Here is an 11,903-nt window from a genome sequence, read left to right on the forward strand (position 1 = left end):
GAGCTGTCTAACTATATTTCTACCTACTTACACAGATAGGCAGTGCCCAACATAGTCACGGAACTGGAAAAGTCTTGGGGAAGTGTAAATATCACGGTATCTGCACCTAACTCGATCGTATTTGACTTGAGCTCATTCATCGCGCCCTGAATCAAGGTGTCATTTGGGTAAAACAGGTAACTATACCAATGGCCCTCGCTGCCAGTGACTTCCCCTTTATACTTACATTTATCGATATTAATCACGCCATGGTAATCCATTTGCACGTTGGCAGCTTCGCTATGAGGCGTTGATGTCGGTGTCGTGCAACCGAGTAACACGCTACTCATAGCCAAAGCGATTAATTCCTTTTTCATACGCTTATCCTGTTATTTCATCAAATAAATCGCGAAGCCTATCCAGCTTGCGAACAATAATAACCACGGCAATTTACTGGCGTGATTTGATGTTGTTTCATTATTCGAGTCGACATTCTGTTCTTGGTCTTGGTTCGCTTGTAGAGTCTGCTTCTCTTTCTGTACGCGCTTTTTAGCTTTATCGGCTTGGCGGCCACGTTCTTTCTGCTGCTTTTTATAGAGTGCGATGCCTTTCTCGATACCTTGAGCAATCAATTTGGTTTGTTCTTTGGTTTGAGCTGGCTTTTGTGTCGCTTTGGCTATCTTCAGTGCTTCTTGTTGTGATTCAACAGATGGTGTATTAGTTTTCTTTTTCATACTGAGTTCGATAATTAAAACGGATTAACCAATAAGATAACGCAAACCTAGTTAAGTATGAATGATTTGCGTTAAAGTGTTGGTTTGAAAATAAGTGAAAGTGAGATTTGTGCGGTACTCCATAGAACAATACGACAAGCACGGCTTTTTAAAAGCCCCAATCCTATTATGGTTAGGTTGGCTATTCTTGGCGAAAGCTTTGGTCGTTTTCATTGTTGCAGGTGCAAGCCGAGAGTCGGGCACTGATATCCTCGAAATCATCTATCCAGATCATCAAATGTTTTATGTTGGGATTGCATTGAGTATTCCGATCTTGTTACTCATGTGGTTGTTTGGACTCAGAACACCAGAGAGAAAGCGTCTCAATAAAGTCGTATCTTGGGGGCGTTGGGTCACCATGGTGGCTATCTTGGCACAGGGGTCTCATACCATTTATTTAATCTATCTGGATAATGGATGGTTCCGTTGGTCAAATGGCATCACCCTGTTATTGCTCCTATGGTTAGCGCTTTTTCTAACCAATAGTCATGCCGCTAGGGATTGCTTTAAAGTGGTTGAGCTCGAAGACTGATTATCATCAAAACATTTGTCCTATTCACAATTATACTTAGAAGCTAAAACTGGAAGGAATAATCTATGCTTAATGTCTCAAATGAGCAGCCTAACGTTCAAAGTGCTATCTTACCAGAAGCAGGGCCTTTCGCTCTTTACGTTCAACTAAAAGTGAATGCTAACGCTGCTAATGTATTAGCGGAAATTCAAAAGATTCCTGCGCTAATCGAAGAGCTCAACCAAACTCAGCCAGATGCGAACTTAACGGCGTCAGTTGCGTTCTCAAAGGCTTTTTGGGATAAGTTCGAGCAAGCTGCTCCGTCTGACCTCATTGATTTCCCTGCGCTTGGAGAAGGTGATGTCACTGCACCGAGCACATCGTCTGATGTTCTGATTCACTGTCATTCAAATCGACACGATCTGCACTTTTTCATCCTACGTAAATTGCTATCTGAAGTAGCTGCGGACGTTGAAGTAGTTGATGAAACCTACGGTTACCGCTTCCTAGATTCACGTGACATGACCGACTTCGTTGATGGCACTGAAAACCCGAAAGACGCACAGCGCGCTGAAGTAGCGATTGTGCCTGAAGGTGAATTTGCGGGTGGTAGCTATGTGATGGTGCAACGTTTTGTCCATAACCTACCTGCTTGGAATCGATTGAATGTATCGGCACAAGAGAAAGTCGTTGGTCGTACTAAGCCCGATTCAATTGAGTTAGACGATGTTCCTGCGGCGTCTCACGTTGGTCGTGTGGATATCAAAGAAGAAGGCAAGGGCCTGAAAATTGTTCGTCACAGCCTGCCTTACGGCACAGCAACGGGCGACCATGGCTTATTGTTCATTGCTTACTGTAATGTCCGTCATAACTTTGATGCGATGCTAGAGAGCATGTACGGCGTAACAGATGGTAAAACAGACCAACTGCTGCGTTTTACTGAAGCGGTGACAGGCGCTTACTACTTTGCACCGTCGACTGACATGTTGAGTGCATTAACGGTTAAGTAAATCGTCTCAAAATAGAATAAACAAAGGGAGCCTCAGGGCTCCTTTTTTATTAAAGCTTTAGATGAATTGGTCGATACAAGAGCAATCGTGAGTTTTATTCATCTTTTTGTAAGTGAAGGTCTATGGCTATAACTGTTAATACAAATGTCTCAGCGCTGGTGGCTCAGAGGAATCTGTCGAATGCCAACAACATGCTGAACCAATCTTTGGAGCGCTTAGCTTCAGGGAGTCGTATTAATAGTGCAAAAGACGATGCGGCTGGCTTACAAATTTCGAATCGATTAGAAGCGCAGATGAGCGGCATTGATGTCGCGGTTCGAAACGCTAACGATGGAATCTCCATTATGCAGACTGTAGAAGGAGCGATGAATGAAACCACCAATATCATGCAACGCATGCGAGATTTGTCGCTGCAGGCGAGTAATGGTTCGAATAGCCAGTCTGAAAGGACAGCGATTCAAGAAGAAGTGACAGCTCTAAATGATGAGTTGAATCGAATTGCTGAAACGACTTCATTTGGCGGTAAAAAACTTCTTAACGGTAGTTTTGGTAGTTCGTCATTTCAAATCGGTGGCAGTTCTGGTGAAGCGGTGCAGATAGGTTTGAAAAACATGCGAACCGATGACATCAATATGGGTGGTTTTAGCTATGTCGCCAATGGCATGGCAAGTGACTTGTGGGAAGTCGAATCCAACCAGAATGATATGACGATGTCGTTTACCGACCGTTTTGGTCAGCCACAAGAGATCACCATTAACGCGAAAGCGGGCGATGATATTGAAGAGTTGGCGACCTATATTAATGGCCAAACGGATCTGGTCTCGGCTTCAGTTAATGATGAAGGACAGCTTCAGATCTATATGTCTGGTGAAGACACGGCAGGCACGATCTCTTTCTCAGGTTCATTAGCCAGTGAGCTTTCGATGTCGGCGGGCTATTACGAGTCAGTCGATGACATTAATGTAACCGATGTGGGAGGTGCTCAGCGCGCCGTCTCTATTTTGGACACAGCGATGAAGTACGTTGATAGTCATCGTTCTGAACTAGGGGCAATGCAAAATCGTTTTGATCATGCCATCAATAACCTTGAAAATGTTCATGAGAACTTGGCGACATCCAACAGCCGAATCAAAGATACCGACTACGCCAAAGAAACCACTCAAATGCTCAAGCAACAAATACTACAACAAGTCAGTACCACTATTTTGGCTCAAGCTAAGCAAGCGCCCAATCTAGCTTTAACGCTGCTTGGCTAATAAATTACCTCAAATCTTATAAAGGTAATTCAGCTTAACTAAAGCCCTTTGGTTAATAAAAGCACAACTTTTCGCTCGACCGACTTATCGACAACTTTAGTGTTTTTCTCATCTTTTTTTGATAATTTCACTGCCAGTCACGCTTTCTTCCCCTTTCTCGCTATTTCTTTAATTTTATTGTTTTTTTCCTAAAGGTTTCAGTATTCATGCCGTTATTAATAGTAACTTAGAGATAACTACTTGGTTTTCCGAGACGTCGGAAACCGCTATACCGGAAAATCAATTGGAGAAGTCACCATGGCAGTGAATGTAAATACCAACGTTTCAGCGATGACAGCACAACGTTACCTAAACAACGCAAACAGCGCACAACAAACATCAATGGAGCGTCTAGCTTCAGGCTCTAAAATCAACAGCGCGAAAGATGACGCTGCGGGCCTACAAATCTCGAACCGTTTGAACGTTCAGAGTCGTGGTCTTGATGTTGCTGTTCGTAACGCGAACGACGGTATCTCTATTGCACAAACTGCTGAAGGTGCAATGAACGAGACAACAAACATCCTGCAACGTATGCGTGATTTGTCTCTACAATCTTCAAACGGCTCAAACTCAAAATCTGAGCGTGTAGCGATTCAAGAAGAAGTAACAGCTCTGAACGACGAACTGAACCGTATCGCGGAAACCACGTCTTTTGGTGGCAACAAGCTGCTTAACGGTACTCACGGTACTAAATCATTCCAAATCGGTGCGGACAACGGTGAAGCGGTAATGCTTCAACTGAAAGACATGCGCTCTGATAACGCTCAGATGGGTGGTAAGAGCTACCAAACTGAGAACGCGAAAGACAAAGACTGGAACGTTCAAGCTGGCGCAAACGACCTAAAAATGTCGTTCACTGATAACTTCGGCCAAGCACAAGAAATCGATGTGTCTGCGAAAGCGGGCGACGACATCGAAGAGCTAGCAACGTACATCAACGGTCAACAAGATTCTGTTAAAGCGTCCGTAACTGAAGACGGTAAGCTGCAAATGTTTACTGGCAACAATAAAGTTGAAGGCGAAGTGGCATTCTCTGGCAGCCTTGCTGGTGAACTAGGCATGCAACCTGGTAAAGATGTAACGGTTGATACTATCGACGTAACATCAGTTGGCGGCGCACAAGAATCTGTTGCAGTTATCGATGCGGCACTTAAGTATGTAGATAGCCACCGTGCTGAACTGGGTGCTTTCCAAAACCGTTTCGACCACGCTATCAGCAACTTAGACAACATTAACGAGAACGTTAACGCATCTAAGAGCCGTATTAAAGATACCGATTTCGCGAAAGAAACGACTCAGATGACTAAGTCTCAGATCCTTTCTCAAGCTTCAAGCTCGATTCTTGCTCAAGCGAAGCAAGCGCCGAACTCGGCACTTAGCCTACTAGGTTAATCGATTGAAAGGCCACGTTGCCAAGTTGGTTATAAGCGCTGTTGATCATTAGTGCTGTTGATCATAAACGTTAACGTTAGGCTTCCACAAATTAGCTCGTGGTGAGAGATGAGCGCTAAACAGACCCAGCTTCGGCTGGGTTTTTTATTGCCTGTTATTTAGCTAAGATATATTTGGAAAAGTGCTGTGCGGGTAAACAGAAGCAAAAGCGAGATTCCCTATCACGCTCGTTCCTCACTGTAGGGAGTGACGACTATAGGGCGGTATTGATCCATTGTTTACCTGAATCGAAGTCTTTAGTCGTATCTCAGAATCGAGTAGAACGAGATATCAGAGATCTCTGTTTGTTAAAATTCACAAGTGTAATTTGATGTATAGGCGAAATGCCTTGAATAGCGCTTAACAACGTTTAGTAAAAAACTAGGTCGGATAGCAGGAGATAAACGGTCAGTGTAGTTTTCATTGGTTGAGGGAGCTAGGAGAAGGGTTTCGGTGTGATAGTCAGTAATGCCTATCTGAGGTATTGAACAAATATAGCAGGCACAAAAAACGCCACCCTTAGGTAGCGTTTTAATTAAAGCAGATAAGTAATCGAAATTACTTAGTTACTTTAAGAACTGGAGTTTCGCCAACAGTTACAGAACCAGAAAGCTTGTTCAGCTCCTTGATTTCGTCCATGTTAGAGATAACAACTGGAGTAAGCGTAGATTTCGCTTTCTCTTCTAGAAGCGCTAGGTCGAAAGTGATGATAGTGTCACCAGCTTTAACAGATTGACCTTCTTCAGCTACACGAGTGAAGCCTTCGCCTTTAAGTTCAACAGTATCGATACCGAAGTGAACGAAAAGCTCAACACCGTCGTCAGACTCAATAGAGAATGCGTGGTTAGTTTCGAAGATCTTACCGATAGTACCGTTAACTGGAGCTACCATTTTATCGCCAGCTGGTTTGATAGCGATGCCGTCACCAACGATTTTTTCAGCGAAAACTACATCTGGCACGTCTTCGATGTTTACGATTTCACCAGAAAGAGGTGCGATGATTTCGATTGCACCAGCATCAGCGCTGTCATCAGATACAAGCTTTTTCAGTTTGTCAAACAGACCCATTGTGTCATGCTCCTAACGTTTAGTTTTATTCTGTAGAATATACTATACCAATCTAACAAATTAGACGACTATTTTTAGCCGTCTAACTTTATTAAGCTCTTGGTGATTACTGAGTTTTCTCAGCGATGAATTTTTCTACGCAAGCTTCAATTTCTGCAGCTGTAGGTAGAGATAGTGCTTCGTCAGCCATAGCTTTAACTTCTGCGAAGTTAGAGTTACGGATTACTTTCTTAACTTTAGGGATAGAGATACCGCTCATAGAGAACTCGTCTAGACCCATACCAAGAAGAAGTAGAGTTGCACGCTCATCGCCTGCTAGCTCGCCACACATACCTGTCCATTTGCCTTCTTTGTGAGAAGCATCGATTACTTGCTTGATTACAAGAAGAACCGCTGGAGATAGTGGGTTGTAAAGGTGAGAAATCATCTCGTTACCACGGTCAACTGCAAGAGTGTATTGCGTTAGATCGTTAGTACCGATAGAGAAGAAAGCGACTTCTTTAGCAAGGTGGTGTGCGATTGCAGCTGCTGCTGGAGTTTCAACCATTACGCCAATTTCGATGTCTTCATCGAATGCGTGACCTTCAGCGCGAAGTTCAACTTTGTACTCTTCGATTGCTTTTTTCAGTTCACGGATCTCTTCAATAGAAATGATCATTGGGAACATGATACGTAGCTTACCGTGTGCAGATGCACGAAGAATGCCGCGTAGTTGGTCACGTAAGATTTCACGACGATCCAAGCTGATACGTACTGCACGCCAGCCTAGGAACGGGTTCATTTCTTCTGGAAGATCCATGTATGGAAGATCTTTATCGCCACCGATATCCATTGTACGGATAATCACTGACTCACCGTGCATTGCTTCCGCTACTTCTTTGTAAGCAACGTATTGCTCTTCTTCAGTAGGAAGTGCAGTACGGTCCATGAATAGGAATTCAGTACGGTATAGACCAACACCTTCGCCACCGTTGCGCAGGATACCGTCACAGTCTTTAACTGTACCGATGTTGCCGCAAACTTCTACTTGATGGTTATCAAGCGTGATAGCTGGTAGGTCTTTAAGTTTTGCTAGTTCAGCCGCTTCTGCTTCAAAATCAGATTTGATTTTCTTAGCTTCTGCTAATTCAGCGTCAGAAGGGTTGATGATGATCTTGTTGTTCATCGCGTCTAGCACTAGCATGTCGCCGTTCTTAACTTGCTTAGTGATATCGTTAGTACCAACGATAGCTGGAAGCTCAAGTGAACGTGCCATGATTGAAGTATGAGATGTACGACCGCCGATGTCACAAACGAAACCAAGAACGTAGTCTAGGTTGATTTGTGCAGTTTCAGATGGCGTTAGGTCGTAAGCAACTAGGATAACTTGTTCATTGATATCTGCTAGAGACACAATGTTGATGCCTAGTGCATTTTTAACGAAGCGAGTACCGATATCACGGATATCAGTCGCACGTTCTTTTAGGTACTCATCATCAAGTGACTCAAGTGCAACAGCTTGCTCTTCGATCACTGTGTAGATCGCGTTGTCTGCGTGCATTTTGTCTTTCTTGATGAGTGCTAAAATCTCTTCTTCTAGCTCTTCATCTTCAAGCAGCATGATATGGCCTTCAAAGATTGCTTCTTTTTCTTCGCCAAAAGTTTCAAGTGCTTTTTGCTTTACAACTTCAAGTTGTTGAGAAGATTTGTTACGAGCGTCAAAAAAACGCTGAACTTCTGCTTCAACTTGATCGTCTGAGATAGATTGAGTGTTTAGGACAATTTCATCTTCTTGAAGTAGTAGTGCTTTACCGAAAGCAATACCAGGAGATGCTAGGATGCCTGAAATCATAGCCTTACCTTAGTTGTTCAACTGTAAACGGGAGAATGTGTGACTTTAAGTCGTCGACTAAATGTCGCGCTTATTGCTATCTATTTCGAACAAAGCCACTTTGCTGTGCAAAATGGCTTTGAAAGAAGGAGACCGTATTAGTGTAGTTGATCCATAAGAGCAACTAGGTGGTCTACTGCTTGCTGAGCTTGAGGGCCTTCAGCTGAAATAGTAACGTTAGTACCTTTTACTAGGCCTAAAGTTTGTAGCTTGAACAGGCTTTTCGCGCTAGCGCTTTTGCCGTTAGAAGTCACTGTGATGTCAGCGTCGAAAGATTTTGCTTCTTTAACGAACTGTGCAGCTGGACGTGTGTGAAGGCCGTTTTCTGCTGTGATTTCTACTTGCTTCTCGTACATTTTATATACCCCAATTAATTTATTTTTTGTAAGTTTGTAACCAATTCAGCTTAACTGCTTTAACGTAAATCCGCTAGAGGCTAGTACGCTATGTTCGTGTTAGAACTTAGACTGGTTATAAATTTTTATCCAGCCATGGTCGTCTTTTGTTGAGTACTCATGACTTTCAGAATCTGTTTATTGCTTCTTTTATTTTGAAGCGAAAAATAAAACAGAGCTGATATTACCAAAGGTGGGGCAGGGATCAACAAAAAAGCCCCTAAACGGGGCTTTTTTGGACGAAAAATTGATTTGACCACATATTACTGTTGGTTCTCTTTTTCCGTAAAGATGCCTGCAAACAAGGCTGTACTTAGGTAACGCTCACCAGAACTTGGTAACACAGTAACGATAGTTTTTCCTGCAAATTCAGGTAGTTCGGCAATTTTGTTAGCCGCTACAACAGCTGCGCCAGATGAGATACCAGCAAGGATACCTTCTTCTTTCATTAGGCGTTGAGCCATCTCAATCGCTTCTTCAGAAGTTACCGATTCAACTCGGTCAATAATCTCTAAATCTAGGTTTCCAGGGATGAAACCTGCACCAATACCTTGGATTTTGTGCGGAGCTGGTTTGATTTCTTCGCCAGCAAGCGCTTGTGCAATCACTGGAGACTCTGCTGGTTCAACCGCTACAGAAGTGATCGCTTTACCTTTCTCGCCTTTAATGTAACGGCTTGTACCAGTAAGCGTACCACCGGTACCTACGCCAGCGACAAATACATCGATTTCGCCATCTGTTGCTTCCCAAATTTCAGGGCCAGTTGTCTTCTCGTGAATTTGTGGGTTAGCTGGGTTGTTGAATTGCTGAAGCAGCAGATACTTTTCTGGGTCTGAAGCGACAATTTCTTCTGCTTTAGCTATCGCGCCGTTCATGCCTTTTGGTGCTTCAGTCAGTACTAAGTTTGCACCTAGTGCTTTAAGCAACTTACGACGCTCTAGGCTCATTGACTCAGGCATAGTTAGCGTTAGCTTGTAACCGCGAGCGGCTGCTACGAATGCAAGAGCAACACCTGTATTACCACTGGTAGGTTCAACAAGCTCGATACCTGGTTTAAGAGTACCTGCTTTTTCTGCTTCCCAGATCATGTTTGAACCGATACGACACTTAACACTGAAGCTTGGGTTACGAGCTTCGATCTTAGCTAGGACGTTACCTTTGCTTACTTTGTTAAGGCGGACTAGCGGTGTGTTACCAATCGTTAGGGTGTTGTCTTCGTAGATCTTGCTCATGCGATATTCCTTCATTTAATGACAGAACTAAACGTAGTATATCAATCACTTTACCGTCTAGTGTCTTTCGATGTTTGTTCAGCTTGAATTTAGATTAAACAACTTGAAAAAAAGGTAAAAGGATTAAAAAGTTATATCATATAGATATGTAGGAGAGTTCACGCCTATCTTTACTGGTCATTGAATTTTCAAAAGATAGGCGCGGAAAGGTAAGTGGGGTCGTTTATCGACGAGAGTTTAATGCTTGTTCTTTGAATTCAACAACCCACATGGCTGTGGCACCACAAACCGCAACAGGCACTACGATCAGGTTTAAAATTGGAATTGTCGTAAACACAGAAACAAGCGCACCGAAGCTGTAGGTCTTACCTTGTTTTTGTTTCAAAATGTTTCTCATATCATCGAATTTGATTTTATGGTTATCAAATGGGTAATCAGCGTACTGGATAGCGAGCATCCATGCGGTGAAGATGAACCATAAAAACGGTGCAACGGTTTGTCCGAGTGCTGGAATTAACAAAAGTAGGAATAAACCGATCGCTTTTGGCAGAACGTAGACAAGTTTGCGCCATTCTCTCGCTAATATACGTGGCGTATCTTTGAGGACATCAAGTAAACCATCGTCATTGACTTTTTTGCCACTAAGCAGCTCTTCTACCTTTTCTGCGAGTAATCCATTGAACGGCGCAGCAATGAAGTTAGCGAGCGTGCTAAAGAAATACGAAAACGTGGCCAAGACGGTTATGACAAGTAGCGGCCATAAAATGTATGACAACCACGACAAGAAGCTTGGCAATGCACCAATCCATCCTTCAATCCAAGTGTTGAGGTTGGAAAAGATATAAAACAAAGCACCACCAACGAGTAACACGTTAGCGATGAGTGGAAGTAAAACAAACTTACGAATGCTCGGCGACAAAGCGATTTTTATTCCGAAAATAAAATAGCCAAAGCCTGAGCGGGGAACAGATTCAATAGTCATATTAAAATTAGGTCACATGTGAATTTGGTTAAATAGCAAACATCCCTAGTGTACTAGACCGAAATTAAGAAAAAAAGCGTGGTGAAAATCACACCATGTAAGGAACTAATTGTATTAAGTTGTTCTAAAACAGTGGCTACTTTTGATAGAGTAGTGAGATTAGCCAAATTAACCCAACTTAGTGACAGCGTGTTTATAGCTAGTCGACTAAGAAAGCTGAGAGCGAAAAATGCAGGAATTGCGATTTGTACTCATTATTGTTGGCGCATTAGCTATCGCCGCATTATTGTTCCATGGTCTATGGACGAGTAAAAAAGAAGGGAAAGCAAAGTTTGGAGATAAGCCGCTTGGTAAGCTTGATAACGACAGCTTAGATGAAGCAGAAACGATCCCAAACCGTTCATTCGCCCCAGAAGATGATTTTGAGATAATCCGAAAAGAGCGTAAAGAGCCGGATTTTGCAGTCTCACCATCTGAGACTGATCCGCTGATTGACTCAGATCCACTTACTGCGCCACAAACGAAAGAAGTTATCGAAGACGACATCGAATTGAATGATCTTCCTTCCTTCAGTGTTAAAGAAGAACCAATTCAGATCGAGAGTGAACCTGAAGACATACAAGAGGCCACTGAACCAGAGGTTCCAAGCTTTGAATTGACTGACGAGCAAAAAGAAAGTCATGCTGGTTTTCAAGAGCAGTACGGTTCGTTTGAAGAAGCTTCTGATTCGGTTACCGAACCACTCGTTCCTAGTGGATCATTGACGCCAAGTGAACCGCTTGTTTCGAAAGAGGTCGTTGCTCCACAAAGCGCCGCGCCTGTTGAAGAAGCTAAGCCAGATGAAGAACTTGGCTTAGAAGTGATTGTTCTTAATGTTCACTGTGCTGGAGAAATCCCATTCGTAGGGACTGAACTTTTCCGTAGTATGGAGAATAACGGCCTAACTTATGGTGAGATGTCTATCTACCATTGTTTTGCACAATCTAGCGATGAGCCAAAAGTTATTTTCAGTGTTGCGAACATGATGCAGCCGGGAACTCTAGAACATGATGATCCTGCTGACTTTACAACGAAAGGTATTTCGTTCTTTATGACGCTGCCTTGTTACGGTCAAGCTGATCAGAACTTTAATGTAATGCTGAGTGCAGCTCAGAAAATTGCTGATGATATGGGCGGAAACGTTTTGGACGAGTCACGTAACTTAATGACGCCCAATCGTTTGTCAGACTACCGCAAGCAAATCAGAGACTTTATGACCGCTACGAATGCCTAGCCGTATTGTTTAGCCTTGTAAATAATCTATATTTATAGAAAAGGGCTCCTAAGGGAGCCCTTTTTGATATTTCAATCACGACAG

The 11,903-nt window shown here is 43.1% G+C and carries 12 protein-coding genes; 5 read left to right on the forward strand and 7 right to left on the reverse strand.

What is annotated here, in order from left to right:
- Window positions 1-23 precede the first annotated feature (23 nt).
- Both AC3CHU_RS04025 and AC3CHU_RS04030 read right to left on the reverse strand, forming a co-directional pair.
- Window positions 24-356 (reverse strand): DUF4156 domain-containing protein, encoded by a 333-nt coding sequence (locus tag AC3CHU_RS04025; RefSeq protein WP_488525112.1) that lies wholly within the window; start codon window positions 354-356, stop codon window positions 24-26.
- Between the two features lie 12 nt (window positions 357-368).
- Window positions 369-713, reverse strand: a complete 345-nt coding sequence (locus AC3CHU_RS04030; RefSeq protein ID WP_054541672.1) for a DUF2956 domain-containing protein — start codon at window positions 711-713, stop codon at window positions 369-371.
- Window positions 714-822: 109 nt separating this feature from the next.
- On the opposite strand from AC3CHU_RS04030, the gene AC3CHU_RS04035 reads away from it, so the two are divergent.
- The 4 genes from AC3CHU_RS04035 (at window position 823) to AC3CHU_RS04050 (ending at window position 4,960) form a co-directional block, all read left to right on the forward strand.
- Window positions 823-1,284 (forward strand): DUF2919 domain-containing protein, encoded by a 462-nt coding sequence (locus AC3CHU_RS04035; protein ID WP_065205012.1) that lies wholly within the window; start codon window positions 823-825, stop codon window positions 1,282-1,284.
- Between the two features lie 65 nt (window positions 1,285-1,349).
- A complete protein-coding gene (locus AC3CHU_RS04040; RefSeq protein ID WP_488525113.1) occupies window positions 1,350-2,273 on the forward strand; it encodes a Dyp-type peroxidase in 924 nt (307 codons plus the stop codon).
- Between the two features lie 122 nt (window positions 2,274-2,395).
- Window positions 2,396-3,529, forward strand: coding sequence for a flagellin (locus AC3CHU_RS04045; RefSeq protein WP_488525114.1), 1,134 nt, complete (start codon window positions 2,396-2,398; stop codon window positions 3,527-3,529).
- A gap of 297 nt (window positions 3,530-3,826) precedes the next feature.
- The gene (locus tag AC3CHU_RS04050; protein WP_004736189.1) at window positions 3,827-4,960 is read left to right on the forward strand and encodes a flagellin; all 1,134 of its coding nucleotides are present in this window, start codon (window positions 3,827-3,829) and stop codon (window positions 4,958-4,960) included.
- Between the two features lie 597 nt (window positions 4,961-5,557).
- Here AC3CHU_RS04050 and crr read toward each other — a convergent pair.
- The 5 genes from crr to cysZ all read right to left on the reverse strand — a co-directional run bounded on the left by crr (window position 5,558) and on the right by cysZ (window position 10,546).
- Window positions 5,558-6,067 (reverse strand): PTS glucose transporter subunit IIA, encoded by a 510-nt coding sequence (gene crr / locus AC3CHU_RS04055; RefSeq protein WP_004737851.1) that lies wholly within the window; start codon window positions 6,065-6,067, stop codon window positions 5,558-5,560.
- A 106-nt stretch (window positions 6,068-6,173) separates the two neighbouring features.
- A complete protein-coding gene (gene ptsI, locus AC3CHU_RS04060; RefSeq protein WP_488525115.1) occupies window positions 6,174-7,898 on the reverse strand; it encodes a phosphoenolpyruvate-protein phosphotransferase PtsI in 1,725 nt (574 codons plus the stop codon).
- A 137-nt stretch (window positions 7,899-8,035) separates the two neighbouring features.
- Complete coding sequence (locus AC3CHU_RS04065) at window positions 8,036-8,293, reverse strand: HPr family phosphocarrier protein (protein ID WP_004734263.1); 258 nt, start codon at window positions 8,291-8,293, stop codon at window positions 8,036-8,038.
- Window positions 8,294-8,595: 302 nt separating this feature from the next.
- On the reverse strand, window positions 8,596-9,564 hold the full coding sequence (cysK, locus tag AC3CHU_RS04070) for a cysteine synthase A (protein WP_488525116.1): 969 nt from the start codon (window positions 9,562-9,564) through the stop codon (window positions 8,596-8,598).
- Window positions 9,565-9,787: 223 nt separating this feature from the next.
- Window positions 9,788-10,546, reverse strand: a complete 759-nt coding sequence (gene cysZ / locus AC3CHU_RS04075) for a sulfate transporter CysZ (RefSeq protein ID WP_488518151.1) — start codon at window positions 10,544-10,546, stop codon at window positions 9,788-9,790.
- A 229-nt stretch (window positions 10,547-10,775) separates the two neighbouring features.
- Here cysZ and zipA point away from each other — a divergent pair, with 229 nt between their 5' ends.
- Window positions 10,776-11,819: a cell division protein ZipA gene (zipA, locus tag AC3CHU_RS04080; RefSeq protein WP_428783325.1), complete on the forward strand. Its 1,044-nt coding sequence runs from the start codon at window positions 10,776-10,778 to the stop codon at window positions 11,817-11,819.
- Window positions 11,820-11,903: the final 84 nt, after the last annotated feature.

The organism is Vibrio sp. QJM3NY_39, from assembly GCF_057785895.1.

Excerpts from the sequence above, each read along its gene's own strand:
- AC3CHU_RS04025 (WP_488525112.1), bottom strand. The coding sequence starts at position 356 with ATGAAAAAGGAATTAATCGCTTTGGCTATGAGTAGCGTGTTACTCGGT.
- AC3CHU_RS04030 (WP_054541672.1), bottom strand. The coding sequence starts at position 713 with ATGAAAAAGAAAACTAATACACCATCTGTTGAATCACAACAAGAAGCA.
- AC3CHU_RS04040 (WP_488525113.1), top strand. The coding sequence starts at position 1,350 with ATGCTTAATGTCTCAAATGAGCAGCCTAACGTTCAAAGTGCTATCTTA.
- AC3CHU_RS04045 (WP_488525114.1), top strand. The coding sequence starts at position 2,396 with ATGGCTATAACTGTTAATACAAATGTCTCAGCGCTGGTGGCTCAGAGG.
- AC3CHU_RS04050 (WP_004736189.1), top strand. The coding sequence starts at position 3,827 with ATGGCAGTGAATGTAAATACCAACGTTTCAGCGATGACAGCACAACGT.
- crr (WP_004737851.1), bottom strand. The coding sequence starts at position 6,067 with ATGGGTCTGTTTGACAAACTGAAAAAGCTTGTATCTGATGACAGCGCT.
- ptsI (WP_488525115.1), bottom strand. The coding sequence starts at position 7,898 with ATGATTTCAGGCATCCTAGCATCTCCTGGTATTGCTTTCGGTAAAGCA.
- AC3CHU_RS04065 (WP_004734263.1), bottom strand. The coding sequence starts at position 8,293 with ATGTACGAGAAGCAAGTAGAAATCACAGCAGAAAACGGCCTTCACACA.
- cysK (WP_488525116.1), bottom strand. The coding sequence starts at position 9,564 with ATGAGCAAGATCTACGAAGACAACACCCTAACGATTGGTAACACACCG.
- cysZ (WP_488518151.1), bottom strand. The coding sequence starts at position 10,546 with ATGACTATTGAATCTGTTCCCCGCTCAGGCTTTGGCTATTTTATTTTC.
- zipA (WP_428783325.1), top strand. The coding sequence starts at position 10,776 with ATGCAGGAATTGCGATTTGTACTCATTATTGTTGGCGCATTAGCTATC.